The sequence below is a fragment of the Amycolatopsis sp. NPDC049252 genome (assembly GCF_043197175.1).
Taxonomy (GTDB): Bacteria; Actinomycetota; Actinomycetes; order Mycobacteriales; family Pseudonocardiaceae; genus Amycolatopsis.
Map to the genome: position 1 here is coordinate 20,173 of NZ_JBICSQ010000003.1, position 17,729 is coordinate 37,901.

Genomic DNA, 17,729 nt, shown 5'->3' on the forward strand with positions numbered 1-17,729 from the left:
CGGAACAGCGTGCCAACCACCGCCGACTCGGCTACGGTCGATTGGACCTGACACGGGGAGTGGGCAAGTGACGATCGAATTCCGCGACGTGACCAAGCAGTATCCCGATGGGACGGTCGCCGTCGACAAGCTGAACCTGACGGTCGAGGACGGCACGATCACCGTGTTCGTCGGCCCGTCCGGCTGCGGCAAGACGACGTCGCTGCGGATGATCAACCGGATGATCGAGCCCACCGGCGGCCAGGTGCTGCTGGACGGCAAGGACGTCGCCGAGGGCGACCCGGCCCTGCTGCGCCGCGGGATCGGCTACGTCATCCAGCACGCCGGTCTCTTTCCACACAGGACGGTCCTGGACAACATCGCCACCGTGCCCCTGCTGTCCGGCTGGGACAAGGCGAAGGCGCGCAAGCGCGCGGCCGAGCTGCTCGAGACCATCGGCCTGCCGGTCGAGGTCGGCAAACGCTACCCGGCGCAGCTCTCCGGCGGCCAGCAGCAGCGTGTCGGCGTCGCCCGCGCGCTCGCCGCGGACTCGCCGGTGCTGCTGATGGACGAGCCGTTCTCCGCGGTCGACCCGGTGGTGCGCGAGGGCCTGCAGGACGAGCTGCTGCGGCTGCAGTCGCAGCTGGGCAAGACGATCGTGTTCGTCACGCACGACATCGACGAGGCCGTCCGGCTCGGCGACAAGGTCGCGGTGCTGCGGGTCGGCGGCGTGCTCGCCCAGTACGGCACCCCCGCCGACGTCCTGCGCCACCCGGTGGACGACTTCGTCGCGTCGTTCGTCGGCCGCGACCGCGGCTACCGCGGGCTGTCGTTCCTCTCCGCCGACGGCGTCGAGATCAAGGACCTCGAGCTGGTCGAGATCGGCTCCACGGTGTCCGCGAGCGACAGCTGGCGGCTCGTCGTCAACGCCGACAAGCAGCCGCGCGGCTGGCTGCCCCCGAACTCCACAGTGGACGGTGCGGTGTCCGAAGACGACCTCGTCGCCGGCGGCTCGCTGTGGATCCGCGGCACCCCGATCCGCGGCGCGCTCGACGCCGCGCTGTCGTCGCCCGCCAGCCTCGGCGTGGTCGTCGACGAAGACCACCGCGTGCTCGGCGGGGTGCTCGCTCGTCAAGTGCTCGACGTGATCGAGGCGACCCCGCAGGCGTCATGAGCTTCTTCGACGAGCTCGGGCGGTACCTGGGCAGCGGCAACAACCGCGAGCAGATCCTCGGCGACCTCGGCGACCACATCTACCTCGCGCTGCTCCCGCTGGTCGTCGGCATCGTGCTGGCGATCGCGGCCGGCTGGCTCGGGCACCGCTGGGCGCCGGCGCGGTCGGTGCTCATGGTGCTGGCCAACCTGCTCTACACGATCCCGTCGCTCGCGCTGTTCGTCGTCATCCCCGGCCTGATCGGGTCGAAGATCCTGGACAGCATCAACGTCGTCGTCGCGCTGACGATCTACACCACCGCGCTGCTGGTGCGCCCGGTGCTCGACGCGCTGGACGCGGTGCCGCCGTCGGTGACCGCCGCGGCCACCGCCGTCGGGTACAAGCCGGTGCGCAAGTTCTTCGCCGTCGAGCTGCCGCTGTCGGTCCCGGTCCTCGCGGCCGGCGTGCGGGTGGCGTCGGTCAGCAACATCAGCCTGGTCAGCGTCGGCGCGCTGATCGGCACCGGCGGGCTCGGCGTGCTGTTCACCGACGGCTTCCAGCGTGAGTACTTCTCGCCGATCGTCGTCGGCATCGTGCTGACCCTGGTGCTGGCCCTGGTCGTCGACCTGGTCCTGGTGGGGATCCGGAACCTGCTGACACCCTGGGAACGCGCCGGGAACACGGGGGTGGCCGTCGCATGATCACCGATCTCTTCCACTGGTTCGGCGATCCGGCGCACTGGTCCGGTCCGGACGGCATCCCGCAGCGGCTGCTGGAGCACCTCGGTTACACCTTGCTGGCACTGGTGATCGCCTTGGTGATCGCCGTCCCGCTGGGACTGTTCGTCGGCCACACGGGACGCGGCGGGGTCGCCTTGGTGAGTGCCGGCAACGCGATCCGCGCGCTGCCGACGCTGGGGCTCGTCACGTTCCTGTTCCTGCTCTTCACCGAGAGCGTCACCTCGACGATCATCGGCCTGGTCGTGCTGGCCGTGCCGCCGATCCTGGCCGGCACGTACGCCGGGCTGCAGGCGACCGACCACGGTGTCGTCGACGCCGCCCAGGGCATCGGGATGACCGGCTGGCAACGGCTCTGGAAGGTCGAGGTGCCGATCTCGCTGCCGCTGGTGCTGGGTGGCATCCGCAACGCCGTGCTGCAGCTCGTGGCGACCGCCGCGGTGGCCGCGTACGTCGGACTCGGTGGCCTGGGCCGGTTCCTGCTCGACGGACTGGCCATTTTGGACTATTCGGAGGTGATCGCCGGTGCGTTGCTGACCACGCTGCTGGCGATCGTGCTCGACGTCCTGTTCGCGCTGCTGAACCGCGCGCTGGTCCCCAAGGGGGTCCGGCTGGCGACGGCCGCGGCGACCGGCAAGAAGGTGGCGGCATGAAACGGCTGGCCGGTTTGATCGCCGTCGCGGTGCTGGTCGCGGGCTGCGGTAATCCGCTGGCGGGCGGGGGTGAGGGCGGCTCGAACGGCGACATCATCATCGGCGCGTCCGACGTCGGGGAAAGCCTGCTGCTGGCGCAGATCTACGCCGGGGCGCTGAAGAACGCGGGCGCGGAGAACGTCACCGTGCGGCCGCCAGTGGGCAGCCGGGAGGTCGTTGTCAAGGCGCTGCAGGACAAGTCGCTGTCGGTGGTGCCCGACTACAGCGGGAACCTGTTGCGGTACTTCGACAAGGACACCCAGGCGACCACGCCGCAGGACGTCTACGCGCAGCTGAAGCAGAAGGTGCCGGCCGGGTTCGAGGTGCTGGACCAGGCGCCCGCCGAAGACAAGGACCTGCTGGTCGTCGGGCCGCAGCTGGCGTCTTCCGGCGTCAAGACGTTCTCCGACCTGGGAAAGCGCTACCAGGACCTGGTGTTCGGCGGCCCGGGCCAGTGGAGCAGCCGCTGGAAGGACAAGATCAAGACGCTCTACGGCTGCGAGTTCAAGGAGATCCGGACCACCGACACCGGCGGACCGGTGACGGTGGCGGCGCTCAAGTCCGGCGACGTCCAGGTGGCGGACCTGTTCAGCACGTCGTCCACCATCAAGGCGAACGGCTTCGTCCCGCTCACCGACGACAAGAACATGTTCCCGGCGCAGAACATCGTGCCGCTCGTCGCGAAGGGAACGCTCTCCCCGGCGGAGGTGGCCGCGCTCAACCGCGTCTCGGCGGCGCTGACCACCGACCAGCTCACCCAGCTGAACGTGGAGTTCACCGAGGAGAAGCGCAACCCCCTCGACATCGCCGAGGACTTCCTGGCCCGCAACAACCTCAAGGCCTAGCGAACGCCGCTTCGTGCACGTCGTGGAGGTGCACGAGCAGGTCGTAGGACCGCGCGAGCGCGATGTCCGCCGGATCGACGGGGAACGCCGTCCCGATGTCGTAGGTCGGCCGGGCGACGTCCAGCCACGCACGGGCCGCGGCCGGCGCGGACCGCATGTCGAGGTAGTAGTCCTGGTACCGGACCTGGTCGAGGGTGTCCTCGTTCGATCCGGGGCCGGCGGCGCCGACCGTGAACTTCTGCCAGGTACCGGCTTCGTCCTGTGACAGGAACGAGCCGCGGTCGAAGGTGAAGCCCGTGGCGACGTAGTTCGTGCCCAGCGTGTCGCGCAGGAACGAACCCTGCGTCTTGGGGTACCGGGCGGGATCGCCGGAGACGTAGCCGACGTGGCCGTTGTGCGCGGACAGCAGGATCTTGTCCCCGGTGTGGCGCTGCCACCAGACGACGTTCTGCGCCATGACCTCGTCGCGGAAGCGCTGGGACGTCGCCACCGAAGCCGGATCGGCGAGGTCGATCGTGAGGAACTTAGCGGTCTGGGCGATGGACCGGGCGTCCTGTGCCACCCAGTCGTCACCGAAGCTCTGCACGAGTTCGAGGGCCTCTTGGGCCTGGGCCGCGAGCCGCTGCCGCTCCGCGAGCGGCTTGGCGAGGTAGGCGAAGACGTCGTCGATCGGGCGCAGGCCGGTGTAGAGCTCGTTCAGCCGGGCCAGTGACTCGGGGTGGGTCCGCTGGACGTAGCCGGTCACCCGGCCGAAGAACGCGTCGTCCACCGTCGGGGCACTGAGGTCGTCGCCGAGGAAGTGGACGGGCCGGGCGGGGTGGTGGCGGTTGTAGTCGCGCATCCACTCGACGAGGTGGACGAACTCCTCGCGGTCCCACGGCGAGCCGGCGAGCGCGGCCTTGGTGACCGTGCGCGCGTCACCGGTGCCGGTCTGGAGGAACTCGTCGATCCGGAGTCCCGCGGACCAGCTCATTTCGAGCGCGAAGGTGGTGAAGCCCTTCTGCTCGACGAGGTAGCGGAAGAGCCGCTCCTTCATGGCGAAGAACTCGTGGGAGCCGTGGGTCGCCTCGCCGAGGCCGGTCACCTGGGCGTCGCCGATCATCGCGCCGAGGGCCCGCAGGTCGGCGGTGTCCCGGCCGGGTTCGGTGGTGCGCAGGGGGTGCGCCGCCTGCGTCAGGGCGCGGACGGGGCCGGGCTGGGTCGCGTCGGCGGTCGCGGGGGCGAGGAGCGTGACGATGGCCGCGGCGGCGAGGACGGCGGTGGTTTTCCTGGTCATGACACGGATCCTGGCCGGGGCCCGGGCTCCGCACCCTGGGGCGGGCCGCCGGTTCGGGGGTAGCGCAGGCGCTACCCCCGGGTCAGTGGTCGAGGGCCAGCCGGACGCCGAGGCCGATGAAGACGCCGCCGGTGGTGACCTCGAGGCGCTGGCGGGCCCTGCGTTTGCGGCGCAGCCAGCCGCCGATGCGGCCGGCCAGGACGCCGACGGCGCCGTCGACGAGGAACTCGAACACGATCATGATCGCGCCGAGGATCGCGAACTGCAGCCATACGCGCCCGAGCGCCGGGTCGACGAACTGCGGGAGGAAGGCGATCGTGAAGGTGACCATCTTCGGGTTCAGCAGGTTGGTGAGCAGCCCCGAGAGGTAGGCGCGCTGGGTGCCGGGAGTGGTGTCGTCGGGGACGGCGTTGCGCTTCCGGATGGTCTGCACGCCGAGGTGGACGAGGTAGGCCGCGCCGACGACCCGCACGACGGTGAAGGCGACGGGCACGGCGGCGAACAGCGCGGCGAGCCCGGCCGCGGCGACCGCGACGTGGATCGCCTCGCTGGTGGCGACCCCCGCGGTGGCGAGCAGCCCGGCACGCGGGCCGCCGCGCATGCCGCAGCCGAGGACGAACAGCATGTCCGGCCCCGGCACGACCATCGCGACGATGGTGGTGAGGACGAAGGCCAGCAGCAGGTGCGGATCGACGGGCATGACCCGATCCTGACACGCGGCCCGCGCCCGGCGAACCGCTTTTCAGCCGGTCACGCCAAGGTCGATGACGACTTTGCCGTTTACATGTCGGCCGCCTGGAGTGCGGCTGTGTGGCGGAGGTCAATGGTGATGGTGCCGGGTATGCGTCGGCTGGTCTGCAGTTCGGTGGCGCGGCGGGTCTGTTCGATCGGGGCGTTCGCCGCCTACAAGTCGATGGTGATGGTGCTGGGTATGCGTCGGCCGGCCTGGAGCTCCGCGGCGCGGCGGATCTGTTCGATCGGGGCGTTCGCCGACTACAGGTCGATGACGACTTTGCCGTGTACGTGCCGGCCCGCCTGCAGCTCGGCCGCGGTGCGGATCTGCTCGATCGGGAAGCTCGCCGCGATGGGCACCCGGAGCCGGCCCGCCGCGACCAGGCCGGCTATCTCCTCCAGGGCGCCGGGAGCGGCGTTCGCGCCGTTGGCCCCCGAGACGCCGTCGATCTGCGCGGCGACCGTGCAGATGCGGCTGTCCGGGATGCCGAGTTCCCGTGCGGTGTGTGCGGTCTCCGTCCCGTGCAGGTCGATGGCGGCGGTGACCCCGCCGGGCGCGAGGGCCCGGACCCGGTCGGCCAGGCCGTCGCCGTAGGCCACCGGCTCGGCTCCGAGGTCACGCAGGAAATCGGCCGACGACGCCGATCCCGTGCCGATCACGCGCGCGCCCGCGATCCGGGCCAGCTGGACGGCGAACACGCCGACCCCGCCCGCCGCGCCGCCGATCAGCACCGTGTCGTCCGGGCCGGGGTCGATCACGGCGAGGGCGGCGGACGCCGTGCGGCCGGCGATCGCGAGGGTGGCGGCGGTGCGGTCGTCGACGCCGTCGGGGGTGTGGTGGGCCTCGTTCGCCGCGATCGCCCCGGCCGGGTCGATCACCACGAAATCGGCGACGGCACGGGACAACGCGCCCCCGAAGACCCGGTCACCGGGCGCGAAGCCGGTCACCCCGTCGCCGACCTGGTCGACCACTCCCGCGTAGTCGGTCCCGAACCCGGCCGGGAGGCTCAGGCCGAACCGGGCGGCCGTGTCCGCGTCGGCGGTCATGATCCAGTCCATCGGGTTCAGCCCGGCCGCGGTGACCCGCACGCGGACCTGTCCCGGCCCGGCCTGCGGAGCGGGAACCTCACGAACGTCCAGGACTTCGGGGCCGCCGAACGCGTCGAGCCGGACCGCCCTGCTCTGTTCCTGCATGTAGACCTGTCTCCTTGGCACCGAGAGAACATGAAACGGACTATGCTCCGTTTACCTGATCCACTTTAACACAACCGGAGCGTGATCCGTTTTGGCTGAGCCGGAGACGCGCGCGCCACGGGCGGACGCGACCCGCAACCGCGACCAGCTGCTCGCGGTGGCGACCCGCATGTTCGCGGCGGCCGACGCCGAGCCGTCGATGCGGGCGATCGCCCGCGAGGCCGGGGTCGGCATCGCCACGCTCTACCGGCACTTCCCGACCCGCGAGTCGCTGGTCGACGCGGTCTACCGCGACCAGGTCGTGCGGCTGACGACCGGCGCCCGCGACCTGCTCGGCCAGGTGTCCCCGGCGGCGGCGATGCGGCGCTGGATGGACCTGTTCGGGGACTGGATCGCGACGAAGAACGGCATGCTCGACACGCTGCTCGCGATGATCGAGTCCGGCGAGATCGCCCACGCGCGGACCCGGACCGAGCTGCTGACGGCCATCACCACGATCCTCGACGCCGGTAGCGCGGCCGGCGACCTCCGCTCCGACGTCACCGCCGACGACATCGCCGCGTCCCTCGTCGGCATCTTCACCGTGGCGCCCCGGCCCGAGCGGGAAGCCAAGGCCGCTCGCCTGCTGAACCTCCTGATGGACGGCCTCCGCCCGGCTGCGCCCTAGCGCAGAGCGGCCGCCACCCGGCCCGCGTCCTCGATGCCTCGCTCCGGCGGTTCCTCCGGCAGGGGCAGCAGCACCACCGAGCCGCTGCCGGCTTCGTGCAGCGCCCGGACCCGGGCCACACACGACGCCAGGTCGCCGCAGACAGCCAGCTGCTCGATCCACTCCGGGCGCAGCCCCGCCGCCAGCTCGTCCACTGTGGACGCCGAGTCGACCAGCTCGAGCAGCTCCGAAGCGAACGGCAACCCCTCGACCTGGACCCGCGCGCCCGGCGTCAGCGATTCCGCCACCGTCAACCGGGCCCGTTCCGGATCGCCCAGGGCGAGCCAGTTGTACGTCACGACGGTGTGGCTCGCCGGGGCGCCCGCCACCGAACGCCCGGGTTCGATGGCCGCGAGCGCCCAGCGGACGTACTCCGGGGGTGACGGCTCGGCGAGGATCGTGCCGTCCGCCGTCGCGCCCGCGATCGCCAGGGACTTCGGGCGCCGGACGCCCGCCACCAGCGGCGGCGCCTCGGCCGGCGGGAACACCAGCTCCACCTCGTCGAGCGAGACGTGCCGCCCGGACACCGAAACCCGGTCACCCGCCAGCAGGCGCCGGACCGCGACGAGCGTCTCCTCCAGGGCCGCCAGCGGGGACGCCGGGTACGCGCCGATCTGCTTCATCCACGACGGCACGCCGTGGCCGAACCCGGCGATCAGCCGACCCGGGTGCAGCTCCGCCAGCGCCGCGAGCTCCATCGCCGCGATCGCCGGGTTGCGCGCCACCACCGGCAGCACCCCGATGCCGACCTTGATCGTCGACGTCGTCTCCAGGGCCGTGGCGATCGTCGCGATCCCGGCCGCCCAGAAGCAGTCCTCGACCAGCCACAGCTCGTCGAGCCCGGCCGCCTCGGCCTGCCGGGCCAGCTCACGCAGCCGCGACGGCGGCTGCTCGCGGTTGATCCGGACACCGACCGACGAGCGGGGTTCGTACATGCGCGGGCTCCTGTTCAGATCCGGGAAAAGGCCGGCGCGTATTCGAACGCGCCTCGGTGCGCGGGCTGGTACGCCGTGAGCGTGCGCGCCTGGAAGTGCCGAGCCCACGCCGGATCCGGCGGCGTGACGCCGAGCGCGGACGTGAGGACGAACCCGAAACGCGAGTAGTAGCCCGGGTCGCCGAGGAGCACGACGAGGCCGTAGCCCAGGGCGTCCGCCGCGCCGAGAACCGTGTGCACCAGCGCGGAACCGACGCCGGTGCGGTGGTGCGCGGGCAGCACGCCGAGCGGGCCGAGGCCGACCGCGACGCCCGGGTCGTCGCCGAGCCGCGCCGTGCTGCAGCAGACGTGCCCGACGACCCCGCCGTCGCGGATCGCGACGAACGACAGCGCGCTGATCAGGTCCCCCTCGGCCCGAAGCTCGTCGACGAGCGGGGCCTCGACGGGCGTCACGCCCGCCTCACGGCGGAAGGCTTCGGCGTGGACGGTGTGGACGGCGGCGTGGTCGTCGGGCGACTCGCGGCGGATGAGCATGGGCGTCAGCATGCCCGCCCGCGCCGTCGTCCGAAACCGGATAACGCGCGAAGGCCCCCGCACCTCGAGGTGCGGGGGCCTTCGCCGTGGTCAAGCGATCAGTCGAACGCCTTCGAGATCAGCGCCTTCTGCTCCACCTCGTGGACCTTCGACGAGCCCGCCGACGGCGCCGCCATCGGACGCCGCGAGACGACCTGCAGGCCCGAGAGCACCTCCGGGAACTTCCGGGGCAGGTTCAGGCCGAAGAACGGCCACGCACCCTGGTTCTCCGGCTCCTCCTGGACCCACGCGACCTGCGTCGCGTTGGTGTAGCGCTCCAGCGCCGCCAGCAGCTTCTTCTTCGGCAGCGGGTAGTACTGCTCGATCCGCACGATCGCGACGTCGTCCGCCTCGCGCTTCGTCCGCTCGGCCACCAGCTCCCAGTACAGCTTCCCGGAGGTCAGCAGCACCTTGCGGATCTTCGCCGGGTCCGGCGTCACGTCGTCGATGACCGACATGAACCGGGACTGGCCGGTGAAGTCGCTGGTCGCCGACGTCGCGGCCTTGTTGCGCAGCATCGACTTCGGCGTGAAGACGACCAGCGGGCGCTGGATGCCGTCGAGGGCGTGGCGGCGCAGCAGGTGGAAGTAGTTCGCCGGGGTGGAGGGCACCGCGACGGTCATCGAGCCTTCGGCGCACAGCGCCAGGAAGCGCTCGATGCGGCCGGAGGTGTGGTCCGGGCCCTGGCCCTCGTGGCCGTGCGGCAGCAGCAGCACGACGTCGGAGCGCTGGCCCCACTTGGCCTCGCCCGAGGAGATGTACTCGTCGATGACGGTCTGCGCGCCGTTGACGAAGTCACCGAACTGCGCTTCCCACATCACGAGCGCCTCGGAGTTCGCCACCGAGTAGCCGTACTCGAAGCCGACGGCCGCGTACTCCGACAGCGCCGAGTCGTAGATCATCACGCGGCCCTGGCCGTCGGCCAGGTTCTGCAGCGGCGAGTACTCCTGGCCGGTCTTGCGGTCGATGAACACCGAGTGCCGCTGGGTGAACGTGCCGCGCCGCGAGTCCTGGCCGGACAGCCGGATGAGCCGGCCTTCCAGCGCGAGCGACCCGAACGCCAGCAGCTCGCCGAACGCCCAGTCGATGTCGCCTTCGCGGGACATCTTGTGGCGGCGCTCCATGACCGGCTTGACGCGCGGGTGCGGCGTGAAGCCCTCCGGCACGTTCACGAACGCGTCGCCGATGTGCTCCAGCGTCTCGCTCGAGATCGACGTCGTCACCTTCGCCGGGACCTGCTGCTCCTCCTCGACCGAGGGGCTCGCCTTCGCCGGGTGCTTCTCCAGCTCGCGGACCTCGTTGAAGACGTGCTCCAGCTGGCTCGAGAAGTCGCGCAGCGCGGCCTCGGCCTCCTCGACGGAGATGTCACCGCGGCCGATCAGCGATTCGGTGTAGCCCTTACGGACCGAGCGCTTCGTGTCGATGATGTCGTACATCGCCGGCTGCGTCATCGAGGGGTCGTCACCCTCGTTGTGGCCGCGGCGGCGGTAGCAGATCAGGTCGATCACGACGTCCTTGTGGAACGCCTGCCGGTATTCGACGGCCAGCTTGGCCACCCAGTGCGCGGCCTCGGGGTCGTCACCGTTCACGTGGAAGATCGGCGAGCCGATCATCTTCGCGACGTCCGTGGCGTACTGGCTGGAGCGCGAGTGCTCCGGCGCGGTCGTGAAGCCGACCTGGTTGTTGACGATCACGTGCACGGTGCCGCCGGTGCGGTACCCGCGCAGCAGCGAGAGGTTCAGCGTCTCGGCGACGACGCCCTGGCCCGCGAAGGCCGCGTCGCCGTGCATCAGGACCGGCAGCACGGTGTAGCCCTCGCCGCCCTTGTCCAGGAGGTCCTGCTTCGCGCGGACGATGCCCTCGAGCACCGGGTCCACGGTCTCCAGGTGCGACGGGTTGGCAGTCAGCGAGACCTTCGTCTCGCCGTCGCCGAACATCCGGAAGTACTTGCCCTCGGCGCCGAGGTGGTACTTCACGTCACCGGATCCGTGCGCCTGGCCCGGGTCGAGGTTGCCCTCGAACTCCTGGAAGATCTGCGAGATCGGCTTGCCGACGATGTTGGCCAGCACGTTCAGCCGGCCGCGGTGCGGCATGCCGATGACGACCTCGTCGAGCTCGTGCTCGGCGGCCTTGTCGAGCAGCGTGTCGAGCAGCGGGATCGCCGTCTCGCCGCCTTCGAGGCTGAACCGCTTCTGGCCGACGTACTTGGTCTGCAGGAACGTCTCGAACGCCTCGGCGGCGTTCAGCTTCGAGAGCACGTACTTCTGGACCGCGGGGTCCGGCTTCTCGTGCGGGATCTCGACGCGTTCCTGGATCCAGCGGCGCTCCTCGGGGTCGAGGATGTGCGTGTACTCGATGCCGACCGTGCGGCAGTACGAGTTGCGCAGCACGCCGAGGATGTCGCGCAGCTTCATCCGCTCCTGGCCGGCGAAGCCGCCGACCGGGAACTCGCGGTCCAGGTCCCAGAGCGTCAGGCCGTGGGACAGGACGTCCAGGTCGGCGTGGCTGCGCTGGCGGTAGTTCAGCGGGTCGGTGTCGGCCATCAGGTGGCCGCGCATCCGGAACGCGTCGATCAGCTCGATCACGCGGGCGGTCTTGTCGACCGGGCCCTCGGGGATGTCGGCGACCCAGCGGATCGGCTCGTACGGCAGGCGCAGGCTGGTGAAGACGTCGTCGTAGAAGCCGTCTTCGCCGAGCAGCAGCTGGTGGATGCGCTTGAGGAACTCGCCGGACTCCGCACCCTGGATGATGCGGTGGTCGTAGGTCGAGGTCAGCGTCATGATCTTGCTGATGCCGAGGTCGACCAGCGTCTTCTCGCTGGTGCCCTCGAACGCCGCCGGGTACTGCATGGCGCCGACGCCGATGATGGCGCCCTGGCCGGCCTGCAGGCGCGGCACCGAGTGGTTGGTGCCGATGCCGCCGGGGTTGGTCAGCGAGATCGTGGTGCCGGAGAAGTCGTCCGCGGTGAGCTTGTTGTTGCGGGCCTTCTTGACGATGTCCTCGTACGCCTGCCAGAACTGCAGGAACGACATGTCCTCGACGGACTTGACCGAGGCGACGACGAGGTTGCGGGACCCGTCCTTGCCCTTCATGTCGATGGCGAGACCGAAGTTGACGTGCTCCGGCGTGATCGCAAACGGCTTGCCGTCGATCTGCTGGTAGTGCCGGTTCATGTTCGGGTAGTTCTTCAGCGCCCGCACCATGGCGTAGCCGATGAGGTGCGTGAAGGAGATCTTGCCGCCGCGGGTGCGCTTCAGGTGGTTGTTGATGACGATGCGGTTGTCCGCCATCAGCTTCGCCGGCACCGCGCGCACGCTGGTCGCGGTCGGGACGGACAGCGACGCGTCCATGTTCTTGGCGATCGCCGCCGCGGCGCCCCGGAGCTGCTTCGACTCCGGCTCGTCCTTGGCCTGCGGCTTCGCTTCGGTCTTGGTGTCCGTCTTGGCGTCGGTCCGCGGGGCGGCCTTCGCGGCGGGCTTGGGAGCCGGCTTCGCGGGCGCGGCGGCCTTGGCGGCCGGCGACGACGTCTGCTTGGCGGCGGACTCGGCGTTCTGCACCGCCTTCGACGACGGCGCCGCTGCCTGGCCGTTGCTGGCGGGCTTGGCGTCGGCCTGCTTCTGCCGGGCGTTGTCCGCCTTGGCCTGAGCGTTCTGCGTCGGCTTGAAGTCCGCGAAGAAGTCGTGCCACGCGGCATCGACTGAACTGGGGTCTGCGAGGAACTGGTCGTACATCTCTTCGACCAGCCACTCGTTGGGGCCGAACTGTGACGCAGGGCTGCTGCTGGACACGGCTTGGGCTCGCCTCTATCCGTCTCGATCTCGATCTTGAATCCGTTGATGCGCCTACCAGGCTAACCCCCTCGGTGAGCGCGATGTGATGGAACCGGCCTGTGTGAGGCGTGGCGCACTAGGGCATCGGTCACTGACACGATCAAGATGTGCTAAGGGAACCTTAAGTCCTGGACCCGGTACAGGGTTTTCGCGGGGTTGTCCGGTTTGTCGCCGGGCGCTCCACGGCCGTTCACCCGGGTCGGTTCTCCTGGGTGGATGTGGCTGGTGGAATGTCCCTCGTTCTGGGACCAGGGCCTGGTCAGGCCGCTGGTGACCGAGTCCGGCGCGATCGTGCTGCGGTGCGATTCGTGCGAGGCCGTCTGGCCGACGCTCGCCGATTTCGAGGAGCAGGAGCACGTCGAGCCCGACGAGCCGGACTGGCTGGTCGGCGCCGGCGTGCACGTCCGGCCGGGGACGTTCCGCTGGGCGGGGCGCCCGGACGTCGAGGCGGCGGGACTGGGCGCGCTGCGGTGGCGGGCGCTCCCCTAACCGTCGGCGTCGATGGCCCGCGCGAGGTCTTCGGGGAGCTCGTACGGCGGCTCGTGCGGGACGAGTTTCACGGCCTTGTGCAGCTCGTGGTCCCGCAGGTGCCCGTGGATCTGCCGCATCACCGGCGTGACGTCGGTGATGGCCGTGATCCACTCGTCGACGTAGCGGTCGACGGCTTCGCCGCTCAGCCCGACCTGGATCGCGCGGAAGTTCAGCGCCTGGTGGTCGAGGTCACGTTCGGGGTCCCACTGGATCCGCACCGGACTGGTCTTGACCTGCTGTTCCCAGGCCTTCTTGTCCTGGTCACGGCGGGGATGGCTCAGCGCGGCGTGCGCCAGGGCCCACTCGAAGCCGTCGCGGGTGATGTCGATCGCCAGGACGACCTCCTGGCCGGGCTTGGTCCCGTAACCGCACCGGTAGGCCATCCACCGGAACGACGGCTTGATCCACGTCATCCGCTCCCGCTTGAACGGCGCGACGAAGGTCTGCTTCGCCAGCGCCGGCTCGGCGATCTCGGGTGAATAGGCCTGGTAGACCCGGACGGTGGTCTCGGTCTGCGCGGCGCGGATCTGCCGGTCGGGCGCCCGCTGTTGTTCGAACATCCCGCCATGCTCCCGCGCCCCGGCGGCCCCGGCGAGTCCTTTCCCGGCGGGCGAACCCGCACCTCGCGTGATTCCCGACGTAAGTCGGGTGATTCGAGCCGCAACTCACGTGATCGGGGCCGGAGCCGACTCTCCGGGTACGTGAGGCGACCGTTGCGGTACGGGTCAGCCGAGGGACCAGAGGCGGGCGTAGTGGCCGCCGGCCGCCAGGAGCTCGGTGTGGGTTCCGGTTTCGACGATGCGGCCGTGGTCGAGGACCACGATGCGGTCGGCGCGGGCCGCCGTGGCCAGGCGGTGGGCGACCACGAACGTCGTGCGGCGGCGGGCCAGGTGTTCCGTCGCGCGCAGGACCGCGGCCTCCGTCGACGGGTCGAGCGCCGCCGTCGCCTCGTCGAGCAGCAGGACGTCCGGGTCCACCAGCTCCGCCCGGGCCAGCGCCACCAGCTGGCGCTGGCCCGCCGACAGCGACCGCCCGCGTTCGCCCACCGGCTGCAGGAACCCGGCCGACAGGGCCGCGACGCCGTCGAACGCGCCCACCGCGCGGACCGCCTCCTCGACCTCGGCGTCGGTCGCCGCCGGGCGGCCGTACCGGACGTTGTCCGCCACCGTGCCCGAGAACAGGTGCGCCTCCTGCGGCACGACGCCCATCCGCTGGCGCAGCCCGGCGAGCTCGTACTCGCGGACGTCGGTGCCGTCGATCCGGACCGTGCCGCCCGTGGCGTCGTAGAAACGCGCGACCAGCTTCACCGCCGTCGACTTGCCCGCGCCGGTCGCGCCGACCAGCGCGATCGTCTCCCCGGCCGTGACGTCCAGCGTGAACTGCGCCAGCGCCTTCGCCTCCGCGCCGGCGTAGGCGAAGTCGACCTCCTTGAAGCTCACCTCGCCGCGCAGCCGCTCCGGGATCGCCAGCGGGTGGTCGGCCGCCGGGACGGACGTCGGCGTGCGCAGCAGGTCGCCGATCCGGTTCAGGCCGACGCGGGCCTGCTGGTACCCGTCGAACACCGACGACAGCTGCTGGATCGGCGAGAAGAACTGCTGCAGGTACAGCAGGAACCCGAGCAGCACACCGGCGGACAGCGTGCCCGCCGACACCCGGTTCGCGCCCGCGACCAGCACCGTCGTCGTCGCCAGGTCGGACATCAGCGCGACGAGCGGGAAGTACGTCGCCACGTACCGCTGCGCCCGCAGCCGCGAGCGGCGGTAGTCGTCGCTGCGCGAAGCGAACGCCGCGGCGGAGCGGTCTTCGCGGGTGTAGGCCTGGGCGACGCGCAGGCCGCTCATGTTCTCCTGCATGTCCGCGTTGACCAGGCTGACGCGTTCGCGGGCCTCGTTGTAGGCCTTCGACGCCGCCCGCCGGAAGATCACCGTCGCGACGGCCAGCACCGGCACCATCGCCAGCGCGTACAGCGCCAGCCCGGCGTCGGTGACCAGCAGCGCCACCGTGATCCCGGCCAGCGTCAGCGCGCTGACGACCGCGGTGGCCAGCCCGGTCTGCAGGAACGTCGACAGCGCGTCGACGTCCGTCGTCATCCGGGTCATGATCTTCCCGGACAGCTCCCGCTCGTAGTAGTCGAGCCCGAGCCGCTGCAGGTGCGCGTAACTGCGGACGCGCAGCGCGTACAGCACGGTCTCGCCGACCCTCGACGTCAGCCGGGTCTGCGCGAACACCACCACCCAGTCGGCCGCGATCACCGCGGCGCCGATGCCGGCGGCGAGCCAGATCATCCACTCCACGCCCGTGCGGACGCCGTGGTCGACGCCGAACTGGTAGAGCGCGGGCAGCGCGATCGAGGCCAGCGCGTCCGCCGCGACCAGGCCGATCACCACGGCCAGCGGCCAGCGGACCGGCCGCAGCAGCCCGGCCAGCCGGAACCGCGGGTCCGGCGCGGTGACGTCCACATCGGACAGCCGGGGCTCGTCCGTGGCGGGCGGCAGCTTCCGCACGCCCTCGATCAGCTCCGGTGTCGGCGGCACGTCGAGACCGGCACCGCCGCCGCCCCCGCCCCCGCCGACGAACCCGCTGCTGTTCGGGTTGGCGCTGCGCTGCTGCGCGGCCTCGGCCAGCGCGTCGACGTCGTCCTTGCTCTCGTCACGCGGCCAGAGCGCCGGGGTGACCCCCGCCGGGTTGCGGTCGAGGCCCTCGCAGCGGACCTTCTCTTCGACGTCGTCACCCGGGCCCGCGATCAGCTCGCGGAACAGCGGGCAGCGGGCCGTCAGCTCGGCCTCGGTGCCGACGTCGATCACCTTGCCGTCGTCGAGCACCGCGATCCGGTCGGCCAGCGCGAGCGTGGAGCGCCGGTGCGCGATCAGCAGGGTCGTGCGGCCGGCCGTGACCGAGCGCAGGGTGTCGTAGATCGCCGCCTCGGTGACGGTGTCGATCGCCGACGTCGCGTCGTCGAGGACCAGGATCCGCGGGTCGGTGATCAGCGCCCGGGCCAGCCCGAGCCGCTGCCGCTGGCCGCCCGAGAGGGTCAGCCCGCGCTCGCCGACCAGGGTGTCGTAACCGTCCGGCAGGTCGCGGATGAACTCGTCGGCCTCCGCCGCGCGCGCCGCCGCGAAGATCTCGTCGTCACTCGCGTCCGGCCTGCCGTAGGCGATGTTGTCGCGGATCGAGGTGGAGAAGAGGAACGCCTCCTCGAAGACGACGCCGATCGCCTGGCGCAGCTGCCGCAGCGGCACGACCCGGACGTCGAGGCCGCCGACGCGCACCGCGCCCGCGTGCACGTCGTAGAAGCGGGGCAGCAGCAGCGAGATCGTCGACTTCCCGGACCCGGCGGTGCCGACCAGCGCGAGCGTCTCGCCTGGCCGGGCCTCCACCGACAGCCCGTCGAGCACCGGCTCGCTGCGGGTGTAGCCGAACCGGACGTCGCTCAGCTCGACGCCGAGCGGTCCGCTCGGCAGCGGCCGCGCGTCCGGTGCGTCGACGACCTCCGACTGCGCGTCGATCAGCTCGTAGACGCGCTCCGCGCCGGCGCGGGTCAGCTGGGCCTGCACGACCAGCCCGGACAGCATCCGGGCCGGGCCGATCAGCGTGGCGAGGTAGGTCGCGAAGGCGAGGAAGGTGCCGAGCGTGATGGAGCCGTTCAGGGCGAGCACGCCGCCGATGCCGAGCACCGCGACCTGACCCGCGGCGGGCAGCGCCGCCGTGGTCGCCGTCGGTACCGCGGCCAGCTTCGCCGCGCGAAGGCGTTCGCCGAACAGCTTGCGCGCCGTCCGCTCCAGGCGGCCGACCTCACGCGACTCCTGGCCGAACCCCTTCACGACGCGCACGCCGGTGACGGTCTCCTCGACCTGCTGCGCGACGTCCGCCGCGCGTTGCTGCGCCGACCACGTGGCCGGGAACAGCCGCTTCCGGCTGCGGGTCACGACGATGCCGACCGCGGGCGTGACGACCAGCGCGATCAGCGTCAGCACCGGCGACATCCAGAGCATCGCGCCGAACGACAGCACCGCGAAGATCACCGAGCCGAACGACAACGGGATCTGCATCAGGATTCCGACGACCAGCTGCAGGTCCGAGATCGCGCGTGAGACGACCTGGCCGGTTCGCAGGGCGTCCTGCTTGCCGCCGTCGAGCCGGGACACCGCGTTGAACACCCGCTGCCGCAGGTCGTGCTGGACATCGAGGGCGAGCTTGCCGCCGAAGTACCGGCGCAGGAACGCCGTGGCGAACGCGACCAGCTGCAACGCCACCAGGAAGACCGCGATCCCGGGCAACGCCCCGGTCTGCCCGGCCACCGCGTCGTCCACCGCCGCGCGCACCAGCAGCGGGCTGGCGGCCTGCACGCCGACGCTGAACACGGCGGCGACCAGCGACAACACGACGGTCGCGCGGTGCTCCCACGCCGCGGCGGACAGCCTGCGGACCCAGCCGACGGTCTCGGCTGGTGGGAGCTCTTGACGGGGACGAGGCGGAGCGATGGTCACGTAGCAACACTAAGCGCCGCCACCGACAGAATATTTCCTCCAGCGCCGAGAGGGCCCCTT

At 71.1% G+C, this 17,729-nt stretch carries 14 protein-coding genes; 6 read left to right on the forward strand and 8 right to left on the reverse strand.

Annotated features, from left to right (window positions below; translation table 11 throughout):
• Positions 1–67 precede the first annotated feature (67 nt).
• From ACGFMK_RS05540 to ACGFMK_RS05555, 4 genes are read left to right on the forward strand one after another with little or no spacing between them, the layout of a single operon-like run.
• A complete protein-coding gene (locus tag ACGFMK_RS05540) occupies positions 68–1,153 on the forward strand; it encodes an ABC transporter ATP-binding protein (RefSeq protein WP_392758698.1) in 1,086 nt (361 codons plus the stop codon).
• Entirely contained in the window at positions 1,150–1,833 is a 684-nt protein-coding gene (locus ACGFMK_RS05545) for an ABC transporter permease (protein ID WP_392758701.1), read from the forward strand. The genes ACGFMK_RS05540 and ACGFMK_RS05545 overlap by 4 nt, the downstream gene beginning before the upstream one ends.
• The gene (locus tag ACGFMK_RS05550) at positions 1,830–2,522 is read left to right on the forward strand and encodes an ABC transporter permease (RefSeq protein ID WP_392758703.1); all 693 of its coding nucleotides are present in this window, start codon (positions 1,830–1,832) and stop codon (positions 2,520–2,522) included. Before ACGFMK_RS05545 ends, ACGFMK_RS05550 begins: the two co-directional genes overlap by 4 nt.
• Positions 2,519–3,406 carry an ABC transporter substrate-binding protein gene (locus ACGFMK_RS05555; RefSeq protein WP_392758705.1) on the forward strand — a complete coding sequence of 296 codons (888 nt, stop codon included), beginning with the start codon at positions 2,519–2,521 and terminating at the stop codon, positions 3,404–3,406. Before ACGFMK_RS05550 ends, ACGFMK_RS05555 begins: the two co-directional genes overlap by 4 nt.
• Here the strand turns inward: ACGFMK_RS05555 and ACGFMK_RS05560 are convergent.
• The 3 genes from ACGFMK_RS05560 to ACGFMK_RS05570 all read right to left on the reverse strand — a co-directional run bounded on the left by ACGFMK_RS05560 (position 3,396) and on the right by ACGFMK_RS05570 (position 6,608).
• Positions 3,396–4,682 (reverse strand): erythromycin esterase family protein, encoded by a 1,287-nt coding sequence (locus ACGFMK_RS05560; protein WP_392758707.1) that lies wholly within the window; start codon positions 4,680–4,682, stop codon positions 3,396–3,398. The genes ACGFMK_RS05555 and ACGFMK_RS05560 overlap by 11 nt on opposite strands.
• A gap of 82 nt (positions 4,683–4,764) precedes the next feature.
• Positions 4,765–5,382, reverse strand: a complete 618-nt coding sequence (locus ACGFMK_RS05565) for a LysE family translocator (protein WP_392758708.1) — start codon at positions 5,380–5,382, stop codon at positions 4,765–4,767.
• 293 nt (positions 5,383–5,675) lie between these two features.
• Positions 5,676–6,608 (reverse strand): NADP-dependent oxidoreductase, encoded by a 933-nt coding sequence (locus ACGFMK_RS05570; RefSeq protein WP_392758710.1) that lies wholly within the window; start codon positions 6,606–6,608, stop codon positions 5,676–5,678.
• 91 nt (positions 6,609–6,699) lie between these two features.
• Between ACGFMK_RS05570 and ACGFMK_RS05575 the strand changes: the two genes are divergently transcribed.
• Complete coding sequence (locus tag ACGFMK_RS05575) at positions 6,700–7,275, forward strand: TetR/AcrR family transcriptional regulator (protein ID WP_392758712.1); 576 nt, start codon at positions 6,700–6,702, stop codon at positions 7,273–7,275.
• On the opposite strand, the gene ACGFMK_RS05580 is transcribed toward ACGFMK_RS05575, so the two are convergent.
• The 3 genes from ACGFMK_RS05580 to ACGFMK_RS05590 all read right to left on the reverse strand — a co-directional run bounded on the left by ACGFMK_RS05580 (position 7,272) and on the right by ACGFMK_RS05590 (position 12,609).
• Complete coding sequence (locus ACGFMK_RS05580) at positions 7,272–8,249, reverse strand: LLM class flavin-dependent oxidoreductase (protein WP_392758714.1); 978 nt, start codon at positions 8,247–8,249, stop codon at positions 7,272–7,274. The two genes, ACGFMK_RS05575 and ACGFMK_RS05580, sit on opposite strands and share 4 nt — an antisense overlap.
• 14 nt (positions 8,250–8,263) lie before the next feature.
• The gene (locus ACGFMK_RS05585; RefSeq protein WP_392758716.1) at positions 8,264–8,782 is read right to left on the reverse strand and encodes a GNAT family N-acetyltransferase; all 519 of its coding nucleotides are present in this window, start codon (positions 8,780–8,782) and stop codon (positions 8,264–8,266) included.
• 98 nt (positions 8,783–8,880) lie between these two features.
• A complete protein-coding gene (locus ACGFMK_RS05590; RefSeq protein WP_392758718.1) occupies positions 8,881–12,609 on the reverse strand; it encodes a multifunctional oxoglutarate decarboxylase/oxoglutarate dehydrogenase thiamine pyrophosphate-binding subunit/dihydrolipoyllysine-residue succinyltransferase subunit in 3,729 nt (1,242 codons plus the stop codon).
• 258 nt (positions 12,610–12,867) lie between these two features.
• Here ACGFMK_RS05590 and ACGFMK_RS05595 point away from each other — a divergent pair, with 258 nt between their 5' ends.
• Positions 12,868–13,140 carry a hypothetical protein gene (locus ACGFMK_RS05595; protein WP_392758719.1) on the forward strand — a complete coding sequence of 91 codons (273 nt, stop codon included), beginning with the start codon at positions 12,868–12,870 and terminating at the stop codon, positions 13,138–13,140.
• Here ACGFMK_RS05595 and ACGFMK_RS05600 read toward each other — a convergent pair.
• Together ACGFMK_RS05600 and ACGFMK_RS05605 are read right to left on the reverse strand one after the other, a co-directional pair.
• Positions 13,137–13,742 carry a DUF4291 domain-containing protein gene (locus ACGFMK_RS05600; protein WP_392758721.1) on the reverse strand — a complete coding sequence of 202 codons (606 nt, stop codon included), beginning with the start codon at positions 13,740–13,742 and terminating at the stop codon, positions 13,137–13,139. The two genes, ACGFMK_RS05595 and ACGFMK_RS05600, sit on opposite strands and share 4 nt — an antisense overlap.
• A 165-nt stretch (positions 13,743–13,907) precedes the next feature.
• Positions 13,908–17,669, reverse strand: a complete 3,762-nt coding sequence (locus ACGFMK_RS05605; protein WP_392758723.1) for an ABC transporter ATP-binding protein — start codon at positions 17,667–17,669, stop codon at positions 13,908–13,910.
• Positions 17,670–17,729: the final 60 nt, after the last annotated feature.